Annotated in this window: 25 protein-coding genes; 12 read left to right on the forward strand and 13 right to left on the reverse strand. The window is 52.0% G+C overall.

From position 1 onward, the window contains the following. The first annotated feature begins 29 nt into the window (after window positions 1-29). The 5 genes from DB48_RS11495 (at window position 30) to DB48_RS11515 (ending at window position 5,263) form a co-directional block, all read left to right on the forward strand. Complete coding sequence (locus tag DB48_RS11495) at window positions 30-353, forward strand: YggL family protein (RefSeq protein ID WP_041510421.1); 324 nt, start codon at window positions 30-32, stop codon at window positions 351-353. Then, a complete protein-coding gene (gene glsB / locus DB48_RS11500; protein WP_041510422.1) occupies window positions 344-1,267 on the forward strand; it encodes a glutaminase B in 924 nt (307 codons plus the stop codon). Before DB48_RS11495 ends, glsB begins: the two co-directional genes overlap by 10 nt. A 328-nt stretch (window positions 1,268-1,595) precedes the next feature. Continuing rightward, window positions 1,596-2,426, forward strand: a complete 831-nt coding sequence (locus DB48_RS11505) for a YggN family protein (protein WP_041510423.1) — start codon at window positions 1,596-1,598, stop codon at window positions 2,424-2,426. Window positions 2,427-2,771: 345 nt separating this feature from the next. After that, window positions 2,772-3,713 (forward strand): LysR family transcriptional regulator, encoded by a 942-nt coding sequence (locus DB48_RS11510; protein WP_041510424.1) that lies wholly within the window; start codon window positions 2,772-2,774, stop codon window positions 3,711-3,713. Between the two features lie 887 nt (window positions 3,714-4,600). Beyond that, window positions 4,601-5,263 carry a hypothetical protein gene (locus tag DB48_RS11515; protein ID WP_041510425.1) on the forward strand — a complete coding sequence of 221 codons (663 nt, stop codon included), beginning with the start codon at window positions 4,601-4,603 and terminating at the stop codon, window positions 5,261-5,263. A gap of 105 nt (window positions 5,264-5,368) precedes the next feature. On the opposite strand, the gene DB48_RS11520 is transcribed toward DB48_RS11515, so the two are convergent. The 8 genes from DB48_RS11520 to DB48_RS11555 form a co-directional block, all read right to left on the reverse strand. Next, a complete protein-coding gene (locus DB48_RS11520) occupies window positions 5,369-7,210 on the reverse strand; it encodes a DUF885 domain-containing protein (RefSeq protein ID WP_041510426.1) in 1,842 nt (613 codons plus the stop codon). 121 nt (window positions 7,211-7,331) lie between these two features. After that, a complete protein-coding gene (gene hemW / locus DB48_RS11525; protein WP_041510427.1) occupies window positions 7,332-8,471 on the reverse strand; it encodes a radical SAM family heme chaperone HemW in 1,140 nt (379 codons plus the stop codon). Continuing rightward, a complete protein-coding gene (gene rdgB / locus DB48_RS11530; protein ID WP_041510428.1) occupies window positions 8,471-9,070 on the reverse strand; it encodes an RdgB/HAM1 family non-canonical purine NTP pyrophosphatase in 600 nt (199 codons plus the stop codon). Before rdgB ends, hemW begins: the two co-directional genes overlap by 1 nt. A gap of 133 nt (window positions 9,071-9,203) precedes the next feature. Beyond that, the gene (locus DB48_RS11535) at window positions 9,204-9,638 is read right to left on the reverse strand and encodes a DUF4426 domain-containing protein (RefSeq protein ID WP_041510429.1); all 435 of its coding nucleotides are present in this window, start codon (window positions 9,636-9,638) and stop codon (window positions 9,204-9,206) included. Window positions 9,639-9,724: 86 nt separating this feature from the next. Beyond that, complete coding sequence (gene yggU / locus DB48_RS11540; RefSeq protein WP_041510430.1) at window positions 9,725-10,015, reverse strand: DUF167 family protein YggU; 291 nt, start codon at window positions 10,013-10,015, stop codon at window positions 9,725-9,727. Further along, complete coding sequence (locus DB48_RS11545; RefSeq protein ID WP_041510431.1) at window positions 10,016-10,564, reverse strand: YggT family protein; 549 nt, start codon at window positions 10,562-10,564, stop codon at window positions 10,016-10,018. Between the two features lie 60 nt (window positions 10,565-10,624). Continuing rightward, the gene (proC, locus tag DB48_RS11550; RefSeq protein WP_041510432.1) at window positions 10,625-11,443 is read right to left on the reverse strand and encodes a pyrroline-5-carboxylate reductase; all 819 of its coding nucleotides are present in this window, start codon (window positions 11,441-11,443) and stop codon (window positions 10,625-10,627) included. Between the two features lie 81 nt (window positions 11,444-11,524). Continuing rightward, the gene (locus tag DB48_RS11555) at window positions 11,525-12,226 is read right to left on the reverse strand and encodes a YggS family pyridoxal phosphate-dependent enzyme (protein ID WP_041510433.1); all 702 of its coding nucleotides are present in this window, start codon (window positions 12,224-12,226) and stop codon (window positions 11,525-11,527) included. Between the two features lie 35 nt (window positions 12,227-12,261). On the opposite strand from DB48_RS11555, the gene DB48_RS11560 reads away from it, so the two are divergent. The 5 genes from DB48_RS11560 (at window position 12,262) to DB48_RS11580 (ending at window position 17,470) form a co-directional block, all read left to right on the forward strand. Continuing rightward, complete coding sequence (locus DB48_RS11560) at window positions 12,262-13,299, forward strand: type IV pilus twitching motility protein PilT (RefSeq protein ID WP_041510434.1); 1,038 nt, start codon at window positions 12,262-12,264, stop codon at window positions 13,297-13,299. Window positions 13,300-13,311: 12 nt separating this feature from the next. After that, window positions 13,312-14,424, forward strand: coding sequence for a PilT/PilU family type 4a pilus ATPase (locus DB48_RS11565; RefSeq protein ID WP_041510435.1), 1,113 nt, complete (start codon window positions 13,312-13,314; stop codon window positions 14,422-14,424). A gap of 190 nt (window positions 14,425-14,614) precedes the next feature. After that, window positions 14,615-15,628 carry a ferrochelatase gene (hemH, locus tag DB48_RS11570; protein ID WP_041510436.1) on the forward strand — a complete coding sequence of 338 codons (1,014 nt, stop codon included), beginning with the start codon at window positions 14,615-14,617 and terminating at the stop codon, window positions 15,626-15,628. Window positions 15,629-16,379: 751 nt separating this feature from the next. Then, window positions 16,380-16,787: a hypothetical protein gene (locus DB48_RS11575; protein ID WP_052813759.1), complete on the forward strand. Its 408-nt coding sequence runs from the start codon at window positions 16,380-16,382 to the stop codon at window positions 16,785-16,787. A gap of 95 nt (window positions 16,788-16,882) precedes the next feature. Next, window positions 16,883-17,470, forward strand: coding sequence for a hypothetical protein (locus DB48_RS11580; protein WP_052813760.1), 588 nt, complete (start codon window positions 16,883-16,885; stop codon window positions 17,468-17,470). Between the two features lie 476 nt (window positions 17,471-17,946). On the opposite strand, the gene ruvX is transcribed toward DB48_RS11580, so the two are convergent. The 4 genes from ruvX to DB48_RS11600 form a co-directional block, all read right to left on the reverse strand. Continuing rightward, entirely contained in the window at window positions 17,947-18,366 is a 420-nt protein-coding gene (gene ruvX / locus DB48_RS11585) for a Holliday junction resolvase RuvX (RefSeq protein WP_041510437.1), read from the reverse strand. A gap of 21 nt (window positions 18,367-18,387) precedes the next feature. Continuing rightward, window positions 18,388-18,945, reverse strand: coding sequence for a YqgE/AlgH family protein (locus tag DB48_RS11590; protein WP_041510438.1), 558 nt, complete (start codon window positions 18,943-18,945; stop codon window positions 18,388-18,390). 16 nt (window positions 18,946-18,961) lie between these two features. After that, entirely contained in the window at window positions 18,962-19,291 is a 330-nt protein-coding gene (yciH, locus tag DB48_RS11595) for a stress response translation initiation inhibitor YciH (protein ID WP_041510556.1), read from the reverse strand. A 223-nt stretch (window positions 19,292-19,514) separates the two neighbouring features. Next, window positions 19,515-19,829 (reverse strand): hypothetical protein, encoded by a 315-nt coding sequence (locus DB48_RS11600; protein ID WP_041510439.1) that lies wholly within the window; start codon window positions 19,827-19,829, stop codon window positions 19,515-19,517. A gap of 173 nt (window positions 19,830-20,002) precedes the next feature. Here DB48_RS11600 and DB48_RS11605 point away from each other — a divergent pair, with 173 nt between their 5' ends. Both DB48_RS11605 and DB48_RS11610 read left to right on the forward strand, forming a co-directional pair. After that, complete coding sequence (locus tag DB48_RS11605) at window positions 20,003-20,566, forward strand: DUF4136 domain-containing protein (protein WP_041510440.1); 564 nt, start codon at window positions 20,003-20,005, stop codon at window positions 20,564-20,566. 281 nt (window positions 20,567-20,847) lie between these two features. Beyond that, window positions 20,848-21,297 carry a DUF924 family protein gene (locus tag DB48_RS11610; protein WP_041510441.1) on the forward strand — a complete coding sequence of 150 codons (450 nt, stop codon included), beginning with the start codon at window positions 20,848-20,850 and terminating at the stop codon, window positions 21,295-21,297. Window positions 21,298-21,388: 91 nt separating this feature from the next. Here DB48_RS11610 and DB48_RS11615 read toward each other — a convergent pair whose 3' ends face one another. Then, on the reverse strand, window positions 21,389-22,264 hold the full coding sequence (locus DB48_RS11615; protein WP_041510442.1) for a LysR family transcriptional regulator: 876 nt from the start codon (window positions 22,262-22,264) through the stop codon (window positions 21,389-21,391). Window positions 22,265-22,364 lie beyond the last annotated feature (100 nt).

The following is a 22,364-nucleotide window of genomic DNA, read 5'->3' on the forward strand; positions in this document are numbered from 1 at the left end:
TTTATTTCTATATAAAAGAGGGAATACACATGGCAACACGTAGTCGTCGTTTACGTAAAAAGTTACGCATTGATGAGTTTCAAGAGTTCGGCTTCGATGTGAATTGGACCTTCGATGATTCGGTAACCGAAGAGCAGATCGATGCTATCGTCGACCAGTTTATCGACCAGGTGATCGAAGAGCGAAAGCTGGGCTTCCACGGTGGCGGTCATAAAGAGTGGGAGGGCATCATTGCCACTCAAACCATTGGCAAGTGCACCGAAGAAGACCGACAAGCCGTGAGTGACTTCTGGAAGAAGCAGCCGGCTAAAGATGTTGTGGTTAGCGAGCTGTACGACATCTGGTGGAACTAAAGCCACATAAGGACCTGCTCGAGACCATTATCGAGCAGGTGCGTCCTCTGCTGGGAAAGGGCAAGGTCGCCGACTATATTCCTGCCCTGGCGGAGGTCGATTCCACTAAGCTTGGGATCGCCGTGACCACAGTAGACGGTCAAACCATAGGGGCTGGAGACTATCTCGAGCCCTTTTCGATCCAGAGTATCTCCAAGGTCTTTAGCCTCACAGTCGCCCTGACTCTGTATGAGGAGGCTGAGATCTGGTCGCGTGTCGGCAAGGAGCCATCGGGGCAGTCATTTAACTCCCTGGTGCAGATTGAGCTCGAGCGCGGGGTGCCGAGAAACCCCTTTATCAACGCCGGTGCCCTGATCATCGCCGACCTGCTGCAGAGTCGTCTCGGTGCGCCCAAGCATCATATGCTCGAGGTGGTCAGAAAGCTGAGCGCCGATCCCCATGTGATTTATGACAAGCGTGTCGCGGCCTCGGAATATGAGCATAGTGCCCGCAATGCGGCGATAGCCTATTTGATGAAGTCGTTCGGCAACTTTAACAACGATGTCGATAAGGTACTGAAAAACTACTTTCACTACTGCGCGCTTAAGATGAGCTGCGCCGATCTCTCAAGGGCCATGCTCTATCTGGCCAATCGGGGCCAGAGCCTTTCTGGGCAGCAGGTGGTCTCCCCGACACAGACACGTAAGCTTAACGCGCTGCTGGCGACATCTGGGCTGTACGATGGTGCAGGTGAATTTGCCTATCGTGTGGGCATGCCGGGCAAGAGTGGTGTGGGCGGCGGTATCATCGCCGTGATTCCTGGGGACATGAGCATCTGTGTCTGGTCGCCCGAACTCGATAAGAACGGTAACTCCCTGGCGGGCACTGCCGCGCTGGAGCGACTCTCCCAAGCCCTGGGCCGCTCTATCTTCTAATAGAGCGCCTATCCGAGGCGCTCTTTTGATTCAAGCTTTTCACTCTTCGGCAGGTTCTTTTTTTCCCTTTTCTTTTTTCCCTTTCCCGTCTTCTATTAGCCGCCATTCCATCGATGGTGAAATTTACTAAAAACTGGCAGAAGGCTTTACTTTTCTGAGTTCCTTGCCGACTGGCAGGTTTTATCTTATAACGCAAAGTTTACCTAATCTATTGATTATATTTAATTAGTTAAAATTGGCACGATACCTGTATTGTTTGCTCTCAATGACACATGGTGCACCTTAAGCTTCACATCATGTGATTTTCAATGACTTAAGGATTAAGAATATGAAGAAATTGACTGCATCTCTTGGACTGACCGCTTTCGTACTTGCCACCACCAGTGCCGCCTGGGCCGGTGAGGATAAGGACAACCACATCTCGTTCGGCAGAGATGACAAGCAGTGCGAGGTCAGCCTTAACTATGATGTCTCGGTAGAGCCGAGCAAGCTGGTGGTCAGTGAAGCCAAGAAAGAGGTGTATCGCATCGAACTTGGTCGTCTTTACGTTAACGGTGACAAGGTTGAGCTTAACGATAAGCAGCAGGCCTTAGTTAACCAATATGCAGGTGAGGTGTCTAAGCAGCTGCCCGAGGTGATCGACGTGGTGCATGACGCCGTCGATATCGCCTCTACCGCGGTCAGCATGGCGCTCACCCCTCTGTTAGGCGACGCCGCTGGCGCTAAAATTGACGAGATGATGGACGGCCTGTCTCAGCGTATCGACACGGTTGCCTATCAGAATGGCGACAAGTTTTACCTGGGTGCGACCGAATCTTCTATCGAAGATACCTTCGGTAAAGAGTTTGAGCAGGAGATGGAGCAGTTGGTGCAGAGCTCTATCGGTAGCATGATGATGACCCTGGGTAGCGAGATGATGAAGGGTGACGGTGAGAGCTTCGAAGAGAAGATGAACGCCTTCTCGGCCAAGATGGACAAGGTGGGCGACGATATCGAAGCCCAGATTGAACAGCAGGCAACGGATCTTGAAGCGCGCGCCGACAAGCTGTGTGACAACTTCCAGCAACTGGTTGCCTTAGAGTCTCAGATGCGTAGTGAAGTCCCGGCGCTGCGCGACTATCCACTGGTTAGTGCTAAGCAGCAAACCCTGCGCGAATAAGTCGCAAACAATTTCCTCTGGCAAAGCAACATCCACATTTCCCTGCACTTACCTTGGGTGCAGGGCTTTTTTTATTCTGGGCCCGCTATTCTTATGACTTTTCCTCCACTCCTAACTGGGTGTATAGTGGCTAGAAAATAGGTATTAGAATCAAAGAGCAAATCTTTGGTATACTTGTAAAAAATAATAACAATGCTGGCGAAATTTCGATAACGAAATGGCTAACAGTCTGACTCTACTCTTAAAATAATCTGCATAGTCAAGGGGATAACTTCGAAGTCAGGAGGTATCTCTATGATTTATAATTGGTATTTATAGGGTCGCATACACCTTAAGGCTATTTAAATGTTAGAACTTTTAGAACCTATTGCAATTTTTACTCATGTTGCTCGTGCCGGGAGTTTTAGCTCTGCTGCGCGAAAATTGGGGATTTCTAAATCAAAGGTCAGTACTCAAGTTGCCGATCTTGAGCATAAATTAGGTGTTCAGCTGATACAGCGTACCACTCGGAGTCTGAGTTTAACCGAAGCCGGACAGCTACTTTATGCCCAGGGTGAAGAGTTGCTGCGCGATGCTGACCAGGCGGTTGCCAGCGTGCACAATCTTAACGATGCCACACGCGGTGTGCTCAAGGTGGGGATCTCCCAATCTTTCGGTACCATGCACATCATTCCTGCCTTGCCCGATTTTATGGCCAGACATCCCGAGCTGGAGCTACAGGTAAGCCTGTTGGATCATAAGGTCGATGTGGTCAGCGAAGGTTTGGATCTGCTATTGACCATGTCTGAGCAGTTGCCACTCGGCATGGTGGCCAGGCCGCTGATGAAGTGTCAGTTCCTGCTGGCGGCATCGCCTGAGTATGTTGCCAAGCACGGCTACCCTGAGCGTCCCGAGCAGCTGGTGGATCATAACTGTCTGGTGTACCACGGTGAGTGGCACGAGCATAGCGTCTGGCAGTTTAAGAAGGGTGATGATTACTGCGAGATAGGTGTATCGGGTAATTTCAGGGTCGATAACGCCCCTGCGCTCAAGTCTGCCGCGGTAAGTGGCCTGGGGGTCGTCTATCTTGCCAGTTACCTGCTGGAAGATGAGATAGAGAAGGGCACACTGGTGCCACTATTGCCAGAATGGCAGTTGACTCACCATCTGCCACTGCAGGCCGTTTATCCAAGACGTAAACACCTAGCACCTAAGGTTAGCGCCTTTATCGACTTCATTAAGGATCATATCGGTTCGCCACCCTATTGGGATGAGCCATACGCCGCCCTGTATGCGCAGCGTAAATAGCAGGATGTGGCTGAAAAAACAGCATTTTATCCATGTTGTTGTTAAGGTTTTTGCTACTTTCAGTTATCAATAACTTAAAAACATTGTTCTGATAACAAGACGATAACCCCCGGTATTTTTTGTGTCGGGGGTTATTCTTTTATAATCATATAGTTGTACTGGTATTACCACTCTGTTTCGTGATGGCTTATTTAGCTTAAACTAAAGCTTGAATGTAATTCGCGTTGCAGTCCGTTCTTAATTTAATACAATGGTGGCAGTTGATATCGGGATGACCTGATTCAGTTAACCGAGCCAGAGAATGACCCCTCTCTCGTTTGGTTACACAGGTCGGCGTTACTGCAATCTTGAATCAATGCTGGCAGCGGTTTAAGAACTAAAACAATGCTAGCCTTAAAACCATCATCCTAGTTTTGGTTTACCCCAGCAAAGACTGCTGGGGTATTTTTCTTTTAGCCCCTTATCTTTTCATCACCTTGCTTTTATCCTTCAATCCCCCTAGGGCCTGTTTATCTTTCGCGTTCATTTTTGCAGCATTCTGTATCGATTTTATACAAGGTAGAGCGATTGTAATCTAGTGTGCTACAGCAATGAGCGATAACGCAGTAGAAAAATGATACAGACGCTGCCCGTAGGGTTCGTCTTGAGCACGTTCAACTCTTTGTTACTCGGCTTTTATATAGAATAACTATACTCCTAGCCTCCTGCGGCGATTTGAACGTGCTTCATTAGAACAAAAATCGTTCTCAAAAGGTCAACAGGCCCTAGCCTTTTTTGACCGCTCGATAAAGAGAATTTAATCTGTTGTCGATGGCACCTATATGCAGAGCAGGTTATTGTGCTGCACAGTTCAATCGAATCGGCCTCTAATGAGTAAAGGGATATTTATGGCTCGTAAACTACTGTTTTCAATTCTCGCCCTGGTTAGCTTAGTCATCTTGGCGGGCATCTACCGTTTTAACTTTACCCATGATGACCTCTATGTGGTGCAGGAGGATGGCAGTGTCGTCCCATTAGATGAAGATATCGACAGGGTCATGCTGACCCTCTTTAGCATAAAGACTCATGAGGGCTGGTCTATCAAGCTGCCTGAATCCCAGTCGCAGCCCCAGGCCGAGGCGAGACTGACCCGTGTCGATCTCAGTGGCGACAGACGCTTTGCCAGTGGCGATTATCAGGATGGCCCAGAGCGTGGCAGCGTGCGCCTCGACTATATGAAGATGTTGACCCTCAACTATGCCGGTGACGCTGACCAGATGCTGTTTGTGGCGCCTTTCTTTGTCTCCAATCAGGGCAGTGGCGTGTTCGCCTACCTGGGCCTGTTTAATCTCAATCATAAACGCGGCGATATCGCGCAGTTAGGCAGTGTTTTTATTGGAGACAGAGTCGAGATCCGTGGCTTACAGGTTGAAGAGCCACTCGATGAGACCTCGAGTGTGTTGCTGAGTTACCTCACCCATGGCGACGAGCAGAGTATGGCCGAGGCGCCTGCTAAGCAGGTGACTAAGCTTATTAAGGTGACGCCATCGGGCTTTAGCGAGCAGCACTAATGCGCATGAGCCTGAGTTAATGGCTATTGGCTGGTAAATGTAAAAAGGCCGCTCTCGTTTAAGAGCGGCCTTTCTTATGGACAATCTTGAATATAAGGTCAGCGGTTAGGCCTTGTGGGCCCAGTTCATCACCTTAGATTCCAACACATCCAGCGGCAGCGGCCCGTTCTTGAGTACCAGGGTGTGGAACTCACGAATATCGAACTTATCCCCCATGATGGCCTTGGCCTTCTCGCGAATATCGACAATCTTGAGCATGCCTATCTTGTAGGCGGTCGCCTGAGATGGCATCACGATATGACGTTCAACCATCTTGATCGCATCTGACTCGGCATTCGGAGTGTTGTTGACATAGTATTGGATCCCCTGCTCGCGGGTCCAATGCTTAGCATGGATCCCGGTATCCACCACTAGGCGGCATGAGCGCCATAGCTCCATGGAGAGGCGGCCAAAGTCAGAGTAGGGGTCTTTATACAGGCCCATCTCCTTAGGGAAGAACTCACTGTACAGTCCCCAGCCTTCGATATAGGCGGTATAGCCACCGAACTTCCTGAATTTAGGGATCCCCTCTAGTTCCTGGGCGATGGCTATCTGCATGTGATGGCCCGGTGTGCCCTCATGGTAGGCGAGCGCCTCCATCTGGTATTTAGGCATGGCGTCCATATCATACAGGTTGGCGTAGTAGGTGCCAGGGCGACTGCCATCGGGCGTCGGCTGATTATAAAACGCCTTACCGGCAGACTTTTCTCTAAACGCCTCGACCCGTTTGACTATCATTGGGGCCTTGGGTTTGACATAGAACACCTCATCGAGACGCGAGGAGATGTTATCTATCAGCGCCTTGGCATCTTTGAGATAGGCGGTGCGGCCCTCTTCCGTGTCTGGATAGTAGAACTGCTTGTCTTCACGCATAAACTTGAAGAAGGCCTTGAGATCACCCTTGAAGCCGACCTTCTTCATGATGGCGCGCATCTCCTGATGGATGCGGTCGACCTCGGCGAGGCCCAGCTGGTGGATCTCATCGGCAGTCATCTGGGTGGTCGTGGTGCGTGCCAGGGCGTTGTTGTAAAACGCCTCACCATCTCTAAACTTCCACACGCCATCTTTGGTATCGGCGCGCTTCTCTAGGGTTTCTATGTAGGCGATAAGCTTGTCATAGGCGGGCTTGACCTTGGTGGTCAGCGCCTGCTTGGCCTCATCGAGCAGCTTATTGCGTTGATTATCCGCTATCGCAAGCTTGGCCACCTTGCGCTGAAAATCGGCCCAGATGGCGCTGTCATCCGCCTGGTCGAAGGGGGCGCCGCTGATGATGTTGCGGCTGTCGGACAGCACATAGGCAAACACAAACTTAGGCGCTATGATGCCGGCCTTGGCGCGCTCCTCTAGGGCATCTTCCAGTTGGTGCATATAGTGAGGCACGCCGTTGAGACGGCTGATATAGGCCTCGGCGTCGGCGACGCTGTCTATCTGATGTTGGTTAATCAGGAAAGAGGGCACCATCGCATGGCCGCCATACATCTGGTTAACCGGGTAGTTGTAAAGGCGCCACTTATAGTCCTTGATGCTCTCTTCAAGTTTCTGGGTCAGCAGGTCATAACTCAGCAGCGTCTGGGCATCTAACTTACTCTTATCTATCTGTTTGAGCTGCGCGAGATGTCGCTTATCTCTAGCCAGGCTCTCCTTATCGGCGGCTTCGCCTCGCTCATCCCATTTGCCGTAATCTGTCTTGATCCCAAGCTGGGTCTGACTCATGGGGCTGGCCATCACATTTTCCATGAAAATGGTTTCGAAGAGTTGGTTGGCCTTTTCCGATTCCTGCGCGCTAATCTTTTGTGCGGGTTCGCTGGCGCTAAGTAAGGGGAGTGAAACTGGCGCGGCGTGTACAGCGCCTGAAAGGAGTGTCGCCAAGGTGATGGCGAGCAGAGTTGTTTTTGTTTTTATTGGCATAACTTTATCAGTTTAACTTGGCTTAGATTGACTAGTGCCTGTTATCCTAATAAAGCTGACGATTAAATATGCAAACTAAGTGTTAGAAAATGTTTCTGTTCCCCTCGTCTGAGGGGAAAGATTATTCGCAAAATAGTCCCAGTAGCTCGTTGACAAACATCTGTCCCTTGGGCGTAAGCTGCCAGTGCTCGGTTTCTATGATCACCAGACCCTTTGCCGCCGCCCGCGCCATGCCGTCATCCAGTACATCTGCACAGAGGCCGGTGCGTTCCTCAAACTCGCGCCTAGGGATAGGCGACATCAACCTGAGGCGGTTCATCAGGTATTCCAGCGCCCTGTCTTCTGCTAACACCTCGCTCCTATCGAATAGATAATCACTGGCGCCCAGATAGCCCTTGGGATGTTTTATCTTCACCGTGCGGTAGATGCGCTGCTCATTCACTAGGGTTATCTTGCCGTGGGCACCGCAGCCTATCCCTAAGTAGTCACCAAACTGCCAGTAGTTAAGGTTGTGACGACAACGATAACCGGGTTTGGCGTAGGCGGAGATCTCATACTGTTCATAGCCGAGCGCGGCGAGGCGTTGCTGGCCCTGCTCATAGATCTGCCAAAGCGCCTCGTCGTCAGGCAACTGTGGTGGCTTAGAGTGGAACAGGGTATTGGGCTCTATGGTGAGTTGATACCAGGAGAGGTGAGGCGGATTGAGGCCCGCCGCCTTATCGATATCGTGCATCGCCTCCTCGAAGCTCTGATTGGGCAGGCCATGCATGAGATCCAGGTTAAAGCTCTGGTAACCGGCCTGGGCGGCCTTGGTGGCCGCGACCTCAGCCTCATGCTTGTCGTGAATTCTGCCGAGCAGATTCAGCTTGTCGCTGGAAAAACTCTGCACCCCGATAGAGAGGCGAGTCACCCCAGCGGCGCGATAGGCGCTAAAGTCATCGTGCTCCAGGGTGCCCGGGTTGGCCTCCATGGTGATCTCTATATCCTCTGCAAAGGGGATCTGCGCCTCGACGCCTTCGAGCAGACGCCTTATCTGAGCGGCATCGAACAGCGACGGCGTGCCGCCACCGATAAAGATGGAGTGCAGGCTGCGCCCCTGAACATAGGCGGCATCGTTTGCCAGATCGGCGAGCAGGTCGTCCACATAGGCCTGTTGCGGCAGCTCACCATGTTGACCATGGGAGTTGAAGTCGCAGTAGGGGCATTTCTGCACGCACCAGGGGATATGGATATAGAGGCTGAGCGGAGGAAGCTTAAGCATTAGCCGAGAACACCCTTGGCCTTGAGCTCGGCCAGTAGCAGCTGCATCGCCTTGCCTCTGTGGCTGAGGGCATTCTTCTCGTCGCTGCTTAGCTCGGCGGCGCTGCACTCATGCTCGGCGGGAATAAAGATAGGGTCATAGCCATGGCCGTTGTCGCCCCTTGGCTCGAAGCCGATAGTCCCTTCCCAGGATGCCTGGCAGATGATGGGCGTCGGGTCTTTGGCGTGGCGCATATAGACCAGGATGCACTGGAAGCGGGCGCTGCGCTTGTCGCTGTTAGCCAGCGCGCCCAGTAACTTGTTGTAGTTATCGCTGTCACTGGCGCCTTCGCCGCCGTAGCGGGCCGAGTAGATCCCTGGCGCCCCCTCTAAGGCGTCAACCTCCAGGCCGGAGTCGTCGGCGATGGCTGCAAGGCCCGTTACCTGGGCGGCATGACGCGCCTTGATGATGGCGTTCTCGACGAAGGTGGTGCCGGTTTCCGGGACTTCTTCGACCTTAAATTGGCTCTGTGGCAGGACCTCGATGCCAAACTCGGCAAGGATCTCAGCAAACTCTTTCAGCTTACCCTTGTTGCCGCTGGCTAATACGATTTGATTCATGTGATGTGACTCGTTGTGACTGCTTTCTCGATGGCCGCCATGATACCCAAGCTGGCGGGGAAACGATAGAGTCACAGGGGCAAATAGCAACAAGCCGCGCTAGGCGCGGCTCGAAGTGTAGAGACTGGTGAGCCTAGTCGACGTAAAACTTCTGCTTAAACTTCAGCTGGGTGTTGAGCTTGTTGCCATATTTGATGGCAATCTGAAAGTTGATCTCCTGATCGTCCCGGTAGGGCACCTCGGCGATGTAGTAGATAGCCTCACCCTCGCGGATCTCCTTGAAGGTCAGCTCCACCCTGGCATCGAGCAGGTTGTTGGCGATCCCCGAGATCTCAACCGGTATCGCCGGATTCCCCTCGGCGCTGGTATCTAGCACCGAGATGTTGATTAGGCCGGTATAGCTACTGCGTTTGATGCCGTAGGTCTTGGCGATGGAGGGGGTGATGAAGGTGCTGCCCAGGGCAACATAGTGGATATCAAAAGTGCCGACGCTCTGTTTCTGCTCCGCCGCGGCATTGCCCATGCTAAGCAGTGTCAGCGCCAGGGCACAAAAAAGGGTACGTATCATGGTGAACTCCTGTCACGGGATAATTGATTCTAGTATAGCTATTAAAGTCTTAGGCTGCGGTGCCCTGGCTTATTTGCTTACACATTTCATGGGATTAAGGCCAAGATCTCTGCGGGGATCTCCTTGGGCATCACCACGCGGATCTGCTTGTGGCGCCCAAGTTCTCCCTTCTCGATAAGGATATTGCCCTTAGCCGTCTTAAACTGTTTCGACAGAAACTTACACAGGTGGGCATTGGCCTTGCCGTCGATAGGTGGGGCGGTAATGGCCACCTTAAGCTCGTCGCCATGGGGACCAACAATCTGGTCCCGGCTGGCCTTAGGCTGAATATAGAGCCTGATGACGAGGTCATCCTGCTCTCGTGTCACTAGCGCCATCTAGACGTTGGCCCAGAAGGGAACGTATTGCGACAACAGCTTGTTGATGAAGATCAGGCCGAACATAAAGATCATCACCGAAAAATCCAGGCCGCCCATTGGCGGGATTATCCGGCGGATAGGCGCCACGAGCGGCTCGGTCAGCTGCGCCATCACCATCTCAATCGGGTTATGTCCCTGGCTGACCCAGCTGAGGATGGCTCGTAGGATCAGCATCCAGAATAGCAGCACGCCCGCCTGTTTCAGCACTGAGACCAGGGCGACCAGGAGTATGATAGGCAGGTTGATGGCGGCGCCCGCCATCAGGCTAAGGATCACAAACTTAATCACAACGACCGCCAGGGCTAGCACCACCGAGGCGGTATCCAGGCCGCCCAGTGGTGGCAGGAAGCGGCGCATAGGGCCGACGATAGGATGAGTCGCCTTGACCACAAACTGGCTGAAGGGGTTGTAAAAATCGGCGCGGGCCAGCTGTAACCAGATACGAATGATGACCACCATGAGGTACAGGTCAAACAGGGTGTTCACTAAAAAACTTAATGCATCCATTGTGTTTCTCTACTTGTTTGTATCGAATAAAACTAGGGTTAAGCCTATATAAGGCCAGCCCTAAAACTGCTTCGCCATCTCCTGGGCCCTGTCCATGCAGTCATGCATGGCGGTGCGCACTATCTCCCTCAGGCCTGCGCGCTCGAACGCCGCCAGCGCCTGCGCCGTGGTGCCTCCCTTAGAGGTAACATTCTCCCTTAGTTGCGCCGGTGAAAGCTGTGGATTCTGCTTCACCATAGAGGCGGCGCCTAGGGCGGCCTGCTGCACCATCTTTCTGGCGAGTTGCTCGTCGACGCCATCGCGTTTGGCACTGTCAATCATAGCCTCCATCATAAGGAAAAAATAGGCCGGCGAGCTGCCCGCCAGGGCGATCACCTGATTGAGATCTTCTTCCTTGTCGACCCAAACGGTTTCGCCGCCCGTCTGCATCAGCTGCTCACACAGCTGACGGTCCTGCTCGCCCACGCCTGGCTCGGCGTAGAGGCCTGTCATGCCGAGGCCTATCTGAGTCGGAGTATTTGGCATGGTGCGGATAAGCTGAATGGGCTGCTTGAAGAAGGCGTGGTAACGCTCGGCACTGACCCCCGCGGCGATGGTGACGATAAGCTTGTCTTTAAGGTTTAACTCGCTCATCGCCTCGCACACCTGCTGCATCAGCTGTGGCTTGACCGCCAGCACGATAACGTCGGCCTCATCGGCGGCCTTCAGGTTGTCGTGGGAGACCTGGATGCCTAAATCCTGTTTCAGGGCGATGAGTTTGCCTTCGCTTGGGTTGGTGGCATGAATAAGCTGCGGTGCATAGCCGCCCTTGACCAAGCCGCTGGTGATGCTGCGGGTCATGTTGCCCGCGCCGATAAAGCAAATCTTCTTCTGTGTCATAAGGGTCTCTATTTATTCGTCTAACTATCTATATTTGGGCGCTTAGGCTAATTACAAGGGCTCAGCCTTAGGCGCGATATTCTAGGCTTTGGCATAATCCCGGGCGCCGAAGATGGCGCTGCCGATCCGCACCATGGTGGAGCCTGCGGCAATCGCCTGCTCCAGGTCCTGGCTCATCCCCATGGAGAGGGTATCAAGCTCTGGGTGCCGCTGTTTCAGCGTGTTAAATAAGGTCTGCATCTGACTAAACTCGGCGCGCTGCACGGCCTGGTCGTCTGTGGCGGTGGGAATCGCCATCAGGCCTCTCAGGGTCAGATTGGGCAGGGAAGCGATGACCTCAGCCAGGGGCGCTACTTCGTCGAGCTTGACGCCCGACTTGCTCTCCTCCTGGCTGACATTCACCTGGATGCAGACCTGCAGCGGCGCAAGGTGATCGGGGCGCTGCTCGCTTAGGCGTCTGGCAATCTTCTCCCGGCTCAGTGTGTGCATCCAGTCGAAGTGCTCGGCGATGGTGCGTGTCTTGTTTGACTGCAGCGGGCCGATGAAGTGCCATTCGATGTCGTCATGGCTTTCGCGCAGGGCATTTATCTTCTCTTCACCCTCCTGGACATAGTTTTCACCAAAAAGTCGCTGCCCGGCATCATATGCCGCTACTATCTGATCTATGGGCTTAGTTTTACTGACCGCCAGCAGCTGAATCTCCTTGCTATCACGTGATGAATTTTGCGCCGCTTGAGCGATTCTTTGGTGGGCGTGGGCCAGTCTGTCTGCTATTGTTGTCATGTTGTAAGTTTTTGGTTGAATGGATATCCCATACTATGGAAATCACAGAGTTACTTGCCTTTAGTGTAAAACACAACGCGTCGGATCTACACCTTTCTGCGGGAGTATCTCCCATGATACGTGTTGATGGTGAGGTCAGAAAGATCAATCTGCCTGCCCTGGATCATCAAGGCGTACACAGCCTCGTTTATGACATCATGAACGACAAACAGCGTAAAGATTATGAAGAGCATTTAGAGATAGATTTCTCGTTCGAAGTGCCCAACTTAGCCCGTTTCCGTGTGAACGCCTTTAACCAGTCGCGCGGCGCCGCGGCCGTGTTCCGTACCATTCCCAGCGAGATCTTAAGCCTGGAGAAACTGGGCGCCCCTGAGATTTTCAAGAAGATTGCCAGCTTTCCCCGTGGTCTGGTGTTGGTCACAGGCCCGACCGGTTCGGGTAAGAGTACCACCCTGGCCGGCATGATAGATTATGTGAACGAAAACCGTCACGACCATATCCTGACCATCGAAGACCCTATCGAATTCGTGCACCAGAACAAGCAATGTCTAATCAACCAGCGTGAAGTGCACAGACACACCCACAGCTTCAACGCCGCGCTTCGAAGTGCACTGCGTGAAGACCCGGACGTGATCCTGGTGGGTGAGATGCGTGACCTCGAAACCATTCGCCTGGCCATGACGGCGGCGGAAACCGGTCACCTAGTATTTGGCACCCTGCACACCACCTCGGCGGCGAAGACTATCGACCGTGTGGTCGACGTATTCCCTGAGGGTGAGAAGAGTATGGTGCGAACCATGTTGTCAGAGTCGCTACAGGCGGTTATCTCCCAGACCCTTATTAAGAAGGTGGGCGGTGGCCGTGTGGCGGCGCATGAGATAATGATGGGTACCCCGGCGATTCGTAACCTTATCCGTGAAGATAAGGTGGCGCAGATGTACTCGGCTATTCAGACGGGTATGGCTCACGGCATGCAGACCCTAGATCAGTGTCTGCAGAATCTGGTCAGTCGTGGCCTGATCACCCGTGAAGATGCGATGGCCAAGAGTTCTAATAAAAACGCTAGTTTCTAATAAGGTTTGAGTATGGAAGTTCGTCCATTTTTAAAGGTGATGGTAGAGCGTAAGGCGTCGGATCTGTTTATCACCGCCGGCTTTCCCCCCAGTGCTAAGGTCGATGGTGAGGTGCGTCCCCTTGCCGAGAACCCCTTTACCCCGGCTCAGGCGCTGGAGTTTGTCGAATCCTTGATGACTGAGGCCCAGCGTAAAGAGTTTCACGAGACCCGCGAGTGCAACTTCGCCTATGGCGAGAAAGGCCTGGGGCGTTTTCGTGTCAGTGCCTTCTGGCAGCGTGAGTCGCCGGGCTGTGTGATGCGTCGCATCGAGACCAAGATCCCGCTGGTTGAAGATCTGAAACTGCCGCCTATCTTGAAAGACCTGGTGATGAGTAAGCGTGGCCTTATTATCATGGTGGGTGGTACGGGTACGGGTAAGTCGACCTCGCTGGCGGCCCTGGTGGGTTATCGTAACGCCAACGCCCGTGGCCATATTCTGACCATCGAAGATCCGGTGGAATTCGTGCACGACCATCGCAAGAGCATCATCACCCAGCGTGAGGTGGGCATAGATACCGACTCTTTCGATGCCGCGCTCAAGAGCTCGCTGCGTCAGGCGCCAGACGTGATTCTCATCGGTGAGATCCGTACCCAGGAGACCATGGAGTTTGCCCTGTCGTTCGCCGAAACCGGTCACCTCTGTATGGCTACCCTGCACGCCAACAACGCTAACCAGGCGCTGGACCGCATCATGCACCTGGTGCCCGAGAGTAAACACCAACAGCTGTTGTTCGATTTGTCGCTTAACCTTCGCGGCATCGTGGCGCAGCAACTTGTGCCTAAGAGCGACGGTACGGGGCGCCGGGCGGCCATCGAGGTGTTGATCAACACCCCAAGGGTTGCCAGTATTATCCAGAAGAACGAGCTGCACCTGCTTAAGGAAACCATGGCGAAATCCAACGAGCAGGGGATGCAGACCTTCGACCAGGCGCTGCTTAAGCTCTATGTGGAAGGTGAGATCAGCTACTCGGATGCGCTGCACCACGCCGACTCGCCAAACGATCTGCGTCTGATGATCAAGCTGCAAAGCTCAGAGTCGGCCAGTTCAGGCTTCATGGAAGGCGTGACGCTGGATCTTGACTAGCTTCTTAAAGCACTTTGAAAAACCGATAATGCCGTTATCGGTTTTTTTATGTGTGGCGATTGATCTCTAAGGGGCCCAGCCGCGTACTGAAGCCCATGCATCATTAGCCTCGGCTAGCCAGGCACCTAGGCACCCAGGCGCAAAGAAAAAGCAAGCGCCTTGGGCAACACAGATAAAACAAGGAATCACTTTGGCAAAATACTTTGGATTAAATAAACAGCAGGGCCATGGTGGTCGTGGCAAGACCACAGTGCTGCTGATGAATCTGGGCACACCGGACGCGCCAACCACGGGCGCCGTGCGGCGTTATCTGGCGGAGTTTCTGTCTGACCCTCGCGTGGTCGAGATCCCTAAGTTGCTGTGGATGCTGATCCTCCATGGCATAATACTGAGAGTCCGCCCGGCCAAGTCGGCGGCCCTGTATCAGTCTATCTGGACCGAGCAGGGCTCACCCCTGATGGCCATCACTAAGGCCCAGCGCGACAAGCTGCAGCAAAGCCTGAGTGACGCGGGCATGGCGGTCAATGTGGATTTTTGCATGCGTTACGGTCAGCCGAGTGTTAAGGAGACGCTGAAAAAGCTGCATGCAGAGGGCAGCGACAAGCTTATCGTCTTGCCTCTTTATCCTCAGTACGCCGCGCCTACCACGGCTTCGGCATTCGATGCTATGGCTAAAGAGCTGACCAACTGGCGCTACCTGCCGTCGCTGCATTTTATCAATAGCTACCACGACCACCCTGACTATATTGCCGCGCTGGCCGAGTCTATCGCCGAGGATTTTGCAAAGCATGGCAAGCCTAAGAAGTTAGTGCTTTCTTACCACGGCATGCCCGAGCGTAACCTGCATCTTGGCGATCCCTACTACTGCCTGTGTCAGAAGACCACCCGCCTGGTGGTGGAACGCCTAGGGCTCGCTGAAGAGGAGTATGTCACCACCTTCCAGTCGCGCTTCGGTAAGGCCAAGTGGCTCGGCCCCTACACGGATGCCACCCTGGAAGCCCTGGGGAAACAGGGCGTCGATGATGTCGCCATCGTCTGCCCCGCCTTTAGTGCCGATTGTCTGGAGACTCTAGAGGAGATAGAGCATGAAAACCGCGCCGTCTTTACCCAGGCTGGTGGTAAGAAGTATCGTTATATTGCCTGCCTCAATGACAGGGATGATCATATCGAGATGATGGCGAATTTGGTGAAGCCGTATCTTTAGCTGAGTTAGGTTAAAGGGGGGATTCTTGGTTGCTTCAAGGTGGCCATTGGTGAAAATGCCGAGTCTTTAGAAGGGCTCGGCATTTTTGTTTTTGAAGATTGAATCTTCAAGGTTTCTTCTTGTTCTGGGGGAGGCTAGTTTTAGACTTTTTGATTTGGTGGACTCGGTATGAGTTGAGAAGCAATGGTTGGGATGTTTTGCCATAAAGTTTGCTTGAGTAGCGTTTGGTTGCCTGCTCATTTGCTGAGTGTATTGAAGGTCGTACCTTCACTTTAATTAATGCTTGCCGCAGGCTTATGTGCAGATACATCTGCTACACGCCGTGCATCCGTCCGTGGAGGCTCGACGATGGCATCCCTGCCATCGACGTCCGCAGATGCATCTACACCGGGTTATTTATCTCTTCGACTTGACTTCATTTGTTGCCGATAAAGGGGAAAGACTTAGCGCATCTTTGCTTATTTGAAGCAACTCATAACGAGTAGTTGAAACTGGACTGGCATACAGTCGTATTTAAATTGTGTGACTTTTGGGTGATTTCAGGTCGAAATCCGTGAGCGCTTTTCCATTGCTATCAAAATAAAAGTCTTTAAAATTAAACTCTTATGTTTTTTGGTTGAGTAGATAATAGGTTTGGAAAACGCGCATGCGCGTTTTTCCGGATGGTTTATTTGAAGTAAAGGTGATAACTTCTTTACAATACAATCAGTTAACAATGCGCGTTTTCACTGGTCTAACATGATAAACGCGCATGAGCATTAATAAGCTGTTATATGTGAATGAAATGGATTGGCGTCAACTGGAAGAATTCAAAGGCATCGACCTAAACGACTCATTTGTTCTTGGTTGGAAGCAATCGCTTAATGAGCTGTCGTTTGAGCTTGAAGCGAGCATTTGGCCAGAATCAATATTTTATGAAGCCCCGAAAGCAAACGAATATACTTGCTACCGGAAAGCTACCCTGTCATTTTCGGAAATCAAAAGTGTTGTTGGCTTAATTTCTATTGAATCATCCCGTTATTCTAGTGACCCAGACGGTTCAATTGACTACGGAAATATTGATTCATTAGACATAACTGAAAATGGTTTCAATGTTGTCGGTGACTTTGGTGAGGTAATGATCACTGGTGGAGTATTAAGCTTTGAAATTCACATATAACAAGTTAAACCATCGGAAAATCCCTCGCAGGCCAAACAACAGCCTAAGCGCTCGGACTTTCCGCTGTTTAAAGCGTTAGAAATTATCGGGTGACTATGGACGAATATCTAAAAATTGGGGCAACTATCATTGCTGCTCTTGGCGGAAGTGGCGCCATTATTCTTGGGTTGGCAAATTACTTAGGAAAAATTTGGGCAAACCGATTAATGGTAAAAGAAAAAGCCGAACATGATCGAGAGCTGGAGAAGCTGAGAACTGAGTTACATCAGGAGAGCCAGCAAAATTTAGCCAAACTCAATAGTGAGATTGAAGTTTATAAGCAAACCCAACTCAGAGAGCACAATGATAAGTTATTGATCTATAGAGCTACGATTGATTTGGTGGCTACAATGCTGGCAAAAGTGGAAATGATCGTTCTTAGAAACAAGCAGCAACTAACAGCACAGGAAGCGGAGCAATTCGAGACAGAGCGCTTAAAGATTTATGGGTATCTAGCAATGATAGCACCACAAGAGGTGATGGATGCAAATGATGTGTTCATAGATCAGTTATTAGCCGTTGTATTTGACGGTAAGTCTGTTAGTTGGGAAGTTATTAGGTCTAAGGCTCTCAATCTGACCAACGCAATGCGCAAAGACATTGGTATCGACAAGTCTGAAGTATCATATAACGGTGAAAGATAATTCTAACAAACTGTTTAAGAGTGATTCGCAACGCGTGGCATTTTTACTATGCGTTGTGTTTAGTGGTTAGGTGGTATGCGGAAGCATCGGTATTGCGTTGCTTACACCTTAACATGGCGTTATCCCATAGAAGTTTTGCTCGAAAGCCAAATTTTAGATCTGTAAGCCTAACGGCTTTTTGTCTAGAACTTTCCTATAACGCTAAATCGAAGAGATGGATAACAGGGTGTAGGTACGGCTGAGGCCTTCGATTTCAGGGATGAAATCGTAGAGCGCCCAGGGAAGGGTTTACAGCGTGCCGCAGCTGTACCTGCACATAAAGCCTGCTGCCAAGCAATTCAAAACAGTAACGGTTGGTCATCAAATGACATCGAAACTGTCAGGAAGGTACGGGCTACAATCAGAGAAAAACTCAGAGAGCGAGTTTCCGCGCAAAAAAAAGCGGCCTTGTTTGGCCGCCATCTAACGTTCAAATTTTAATAGAGATTCTCGAAATAACTCTCGATGATGAGTACCGCCGACATGGAGTCGACTTGGCCCTTGGAGAGGGCCTTGTAGCCCCCCATCTCGAACAGCCTGGCCTTGGCGTCTGCTGTGGTGAGGCGTTCATCCTGGGTGGCGGTCTTGACGCCGAAGCGGCCGCTGATGCGGTTAGCAAACTTGCGGGCTCGCTGGGTCATCTCCTGCTCTGTGCCATCCATGTTGAGGGGCAGGCCGACGACGATAAGGTCGGGTTTCCACTCCTTGATGAGCGCCTCTATCTCTTCCCACCTAGGGATGCCGTCGTTGGCCTTGAGGGAGGTGAGGGGGGTGGCGCTACCTGTGATCTGCTGGCCGATGGCGACGCCTATGCTCTTGGTGCCGAAGTCGAAGCCCAAGACACTTGCTGAACTCATAGTGAATTTTATCCTTTACTGTTAGGCGTGACCGGCCTGGGAGGAGAGCTGCCAGATGTCGAAACCTAATGACTCTGTGGCCTTCTGCCAGCGCTGCTCATGAGCTGTGTTGAACATCAGCTCCATATTGGCGGGGATGGAGAGCCAGGTGTTGTCGGCCAGCTCCTGTTCTAGCTGGTGACGCCCCCAGCCTGCATAGCCGAGGGCGACGATAAACTGTTCGGGCGCCTCTTTGCCGCCCAGGGAGGTGAGTACGTCGCGGGAGGTGGTGAGCATGAGATCATCACTGATCTGCTGGCTGTTGCTCCACTGTGACTGCGGCGTATGCAGCACGAAGCCCTTCTCCTGCCCAACCGGGCCGCCCACCAGGACCTTGCTGTTGATGCTCTCTATGGTATGAAAATCATCCAGCTCCATCTGTCTGAGCAGCTCATTGACATCGACCCCTATGGGGCGGTTGATCATCAGCCCCATGGCACCTTGTTCGTTGTGCTCGCACAGGTAGATCACGCTGCGCTCGAAAAAGGTATCCTTGAGCGAGGGCATGGCAATGAGTAAATGATTTTGCAAACTTTCCATCTAGCGCTCCAATGGGTTAACCACCCGCCAGTTTCACCTGATAATTAAGCTTTTCCAACAGGGTTTTCAGTTGTTCACGGTTGTCGGTTTGGATCTCTATGTTGAACTCTTTTACCGTACCGCCGCAACCACACTGTTTTTTGAGTTTCTGCGCCAAGGCTTTGAGTGCTTTCTCGTCCAGGCCCAGTCCCTTGATCACCGAGACGCCTTTGCCTTTACGGCCCTTGCTGTCTTTATGAATGCGTACTATGCCATCGCCTTCCGGGATAGCCTTGGTTTCCTTGGGTTGGTCGATTTTGCCGCCATCTGTGCTGTACACCAGGGCAATATTGGGATCGATTCTCATCATCTGTCACACACTTAACTAAGATACCCTGAGTCTATCAAATTGAAACTCCCTTGTGGGAGGAGTAATCCCTAGATACAAAAAAAAGACCACCCTAGGGTGGTCATGGATAAGGACCGATACCAAATGCAGGGAGATATCGGTCTTGTAGTATCCCAAGGCGACAGGTGAGCTGTCGCAATCAGTGAGCAAAACTGGTTGTGCAAAACTCCTCTTGCAAAAATTAAAGGTACTGCAGCGCCAACATCAGCAGTGACAGGCCTGTGTAGGCGGCGCAGGGAAGGATGAAACGATGAAAGCGGCTGATGGCCACGCTACAGGCGGTGAGGGCGAAGCCGATGGCTATGCTGGCGTGGCTCGAGCTATAACCCTTTGCCAGGGCGAACATCATGACAAGCAGTGCCAGCATAGGCAGGGTAAAGAGCACCCACTGGGAGGCCTTGATCTTAGTGCTGTCCGCCATGGGCGTGGCCAGGGATTTTGGGGCAAACATAAAGATGGCGCTGGCGATAACAAATGCTGTGATAAACCAAGTCATGATACGAATCTCAATTAACCTTAATTGATAATCATTATCATTTAGGTTTTTACTGAAGTCAAGCTGAATGAAACGCCATTTACAATAAAGAAGAGTTGTAGAACAGAGGTTTGCTAGGTAAGCTTTAGGATAAATTCCTGTTTAAGCCATGTCTGAAACATGTTGGAGAGTCTATGAAAAAGGTGATTATCTTGGCCGCTGCACTTGCCCTTTCGGCCTGTAGCACACTGAAAACCAGCTCCGATTATGATCCCAAGGTCAACTTCGATGAGGTGAAGACCTATGCCTGGGTGGTTAAGAAGACAGAGGATACTACCTATAACTTAGACGGCTTGATGGATCAGCGTGTTCGCGAGGCGGTAGACCGTGAACTGCAGATGAAGGGAATCAGTAAGGTCGAGGCAGACAGTGCCGACGTGCTGGTGAACTACTTCACTAAGGTCGACAAGAAGATCAATGTCGATACTTTTAATACCAACTTTGGTTATGACCCCTACTACTATCGTCCGGGCTGGGGGTGGAGCGGCAGTGTGCATACTCAAACCACGGTGCGCGAGTATGAGGTGGGAACCTTAGTGCTGGATATGATCAACAGAGAGACGGGTAACCTCATCTGGCGCGGCTCGGTTGCCGATACCATCCGAGATAAGAGTACGCCAGAGGAGCGCGTCGAGGTGGTTAATAAGGCGGTAGCGGCCATGATGCTTAACTACCCACCACAGAAAGCGGCGAAATAGCCTTTCAGTTTGTCATTAAAGCGGCCCCTTGGCCGCTTTTTTATGCCTGTCGTTTTGTTTTCCCTATTTTGTTTCCCCTATTTAGTACCTTTGCTATTTGCCTCTGTTATTTTAGTGTTTAAGCAAAAGTGTGAGCCGCTCGACGCCGCGTCACCCCTATTTACGACTTCCTTCGACCAAAGTCCAAGTTATCCGACCGCAGGCCTGGTGTTATCCTGCCTCGACCAAGATTTTTTAAACTCATGATTTAATCGTATCTTTAATCGTATCTAGGGGGCAGCGTGGAACAGTTTTTACAGCAGTGGTTTCACCACTATGAGAAGGGCGAAGGTGTCGAGGCCAAGGAGCTGAGCCAGGAGACCTTGAGTCATTGGCAGCAACTGCTGGTGGGTGCCAAGTCGGGTGAGCTGGAGCACTGGCAGAAGAATCCGCCGGGACGTCTGGCACTTATTCTTCTCATGGGGCCTGTGGCACATCTGCTGGAAGACGAGGCGGCCTTGACCCTGCAGCTCAAGGCGCGGGATCTCTGTGTATCGGGGGTCGATCGCGGCTTCGATACCCAGCTTGAACCCCTGCAGCGTCGCTGCTTCTACGATCCCTTGTTCTATTCCAGCAAGAGTGAAGACAGGGCATTGCTGGTTCGCTTGCTGGAAGGGATGCAGTCCCACATGGCCACCACCGCCAGACCCGCCTGGAGCCATTGGTATCAGCAGGCCTCCCTCAGTAATTAGACCAAACCGAGTCTATTTGCGGCGAGCCTGCTGGCTTGCCGCGCTCATCATCTATCCTGTCGTCGGCCACTAACTATTTAGGTGGCGTTCCTTACGCGATGGCTGCGGTTAAGATCTGACGGAATACCCCGCTTACCTCTTGATTGACGCTGCTGTGCTGGATCAGATCCACATTGGCAATCCAGCCCATCTGCTCCATGGTGAGTGGAATATGGCATAGCTGCCCCTGCTCTAAGGCGTCCTGTACCAGATGCTCGGGCAGCAGGGCCCAGCCAAAGCCAGACTTAGCCAGATCCAGCAGGGCATAGTAGTTGTCGGCGAGCCAGAGCTGGGGCGAGTGCTCCGCCTGAAAACTCCACTGCGGTCCCTGTTTGCTGCCTATGGTGAGTTGGCGATGGAGTTTCAATTGATCGAGATTGTTCATGGGCGCCTTGGCCAGCGGATGCTTGGGGCTGACCACAGGTTCAAACTTCACCGAACCCAGGGATTCAAAGTCTATCTGCTGGGGATAGATCTCCTCGCTAAAGACCACCCCCATGTCCACGCTCTGTTGCCTGACCTGCTCGATAATCTCCTTGCTGGGCAGGGTACGCAGTTCGAGCTGCATCAGGGGATAGCGGTCGGCAAACAGGCTCAGGTGCTGGCTGAACTCGGCGAAGGGAACCCCTTCGTCTACGGCCACACGAAACTGCTGCGGCAGTCCGGCGTCCAGCGAGTCGATGAGAGATTGCAGCCTCAGGTGCTGAGCAATCACGGCCCTGGCTTGGGGTAATAGGGTCTGGCCTGCCTGGGTCAGCACTGGGTAGCGACCGCTACGGTCGAACAGCTGCGTATCGCAATCTATCTCCATGTTGATGATCTGCTGACTTACCGCAGACTGCACCTTGTTGAGGCGCCTGGCCGCCGCCGAGAAGGAGCCGGTTTCCACCGTTGCCAGAAAGAGTTGTAGCTGTTCGAGTGTCGGCATATCGTAAAATGAGATGGTATCTAACTTTTAAGTATCATATTTGTGGATGAAAATGGCCGCAAGTTAATTTTGCGGAGCGACGCTCATGTCTACCAAGATT

It is taken from the genome of Shewanella sp. cp20 (assembly GCF_000832025.1).
Classification (GTDB): domain Bacteria; phylum Pseudomonadota; class Gammaproteobacteria; order Enterobacterales; family Shewanellaceae; genus Shewanella.

What these genes read in the sequence shown, in the direction of transcription:
- DB48_RS11505 (WP_041510423.1), top strand. Translation starts at nt 1,596, where the DNA reads ATGAAGAAATTGACTGCATCTCTTGGACTGACCGCTTTCGTACTTGCC.
- DB48_RS11565 (WP_041510435.1), top strand. Translation starts at nt 13,312, where the DNA reads ATGGAAGTTCGTCCATTTTTAAAGGTGATGGTAGAGCGTAAGGCGTCG.
- DB48_RS11590 (WP_041510438.1), bottom strand. Translation starts at nt 18,945, where the DNA reads ATGGAAAGTTTGCAAAATCATTTACTCATTGCCATGCCCTCGCTCAAG.
- DB48_RS11535 (WP_041510429.1), bottom strand. Translation starts at nt 9,638, where the DNA reads ATGATACGTACCCTTTTTTGTGCCCTGGCGCTGACACTGCTTAGCATG.
- DB48_RS11605 (WP_041510440.1), top strand. Translation starts at nt 20,003, where the DNA reads ATGAAAAAGGTGATTATCTTGGCCGCTGCACTTGCCCTTTCGGCCTGT.
- ruvX (WP_041510437.1), bottom strand. Translation starts at nt 18,366, where the DNA reads ATGAGTTCAGCAAGTGTCTTGGGCTTCGACTTCGGCACCAAGAGCATA.
- hemW (WP_041510427.1), bottom strand. Translation starts at nt 8,471, where the DNA reads ATGCTTAAGCTTCCTCCGCTCAGCCTCTATATCCATATCCCCTGGTGC.
- DB48_RS11555 (WP_041510433.1), bottom strand. Translation starts at nt 12,226, where the DNA reads ATGACAACAATAGCAGACAGACTGGCCCACGCCCACCAAAGAATCGCT.
- rdgB (WP_041510428.1), bottom strand. Translation starts at nt 9,070, where the DNA reads ATGAATCAAATCGTATTAGCCAGCGGCAACAAGGGTAAGCTGAAAGAG.
- DB48_RS11580 (WP_052813760.1), top strand. Translation starts at nt 16,883, where the DNA reads ATGGACGAATATCTAAAAATTGGGGCAACTATCATTGCTGCTCTTGGC.
- DB48_RS11560 (WP_041510434.1), top strand. Translation starts at nt 12,262, where the DNA reads ATGGAAATCACAGAGTTACTTGCCTTTAGTGTAAAACACAACGCGTCG.
- proC (WP_041510432.1), bottom strand. Translation starts at nt 11,443, where the DNA reads ATGACACAGAAGAAGATTTGCTTTATCGGCGCGGGCAACATGACCCGC.
- DB48_RS11520 (WP_041510426.1), bottom strand. Translation starts at nt 7,210, where the DNA reads ATGCCAATAAAAACAAAAACAACTCTGCTCGCCATCACCTTGGCGACA.
- DB48_RS11545 (WP_041510431.1), bottom strand. Translation starts at nt 10,564, where the DNA reads ATGGATGCATTAAGTTTTTTAGTGAACACCCTGTTTGACCTGTACCTC.
- DB48_RS11615 (WP_041510442.1), bottom strand. Translation starts at nt 22,264, where the DNA reads ATGCCGACACTCGAACAGCTACAACTCTTTCTGGCAACGGTGGAAACC.
- DB48_RS11515 (WP_041510425.1), top strand. Translation starts at nt 4,601, where the DNA reads ATGGCTCGTAAACTACTGTTTTCAATTCTCGCCCTGGTTAGCTTAGTC.
- DB48_RS11510 (WP_041510424.1), top strand. Translation starts at nt 2,772, where the DNA reads ATGTTAGAACTTTTAGAACCTATTGCAATTTTTACTCATGTTGCTCGT.
- yciH (WP_041510556.1), bottom strand. Translation starts at nt 19,291, where the DNA reads ATGAGAATCGATCCCAATATTGCCCTGGTGTACAGCACAGATGGCGGC.
- DB48_RS11600 (WP_041510439.1), bottom strand. Translation starts at nt 19,829, where the DNA reads ATGACTTGGTTTATCACAGCATTTGTTATCGCCAGCGCCATCTTTATG.
- DB48_RS11575 (WP_052813759.1), top strand. Translation starts at nt 16,380, where the DNA reads ATGAGCATTAATAAGCTGTTATATGTGAATGAAATGGATTGGCGTCAA.
- yggU (WP_041510430.1), bottom strand. Translation starts at nt 10,015, where the DNA reads ATGGCGCTAGTGACACGAGAGCAGGATGACCTCGTCATCAGGCTCTAT.
- DB48_RS11495 (WP_041510421.1), top strand. Translation starts at nt 30, where the DNA reads ATGGCAACACGTAGTCGTCGTTTACGTAAAAAGTTACGCATTGATGAG.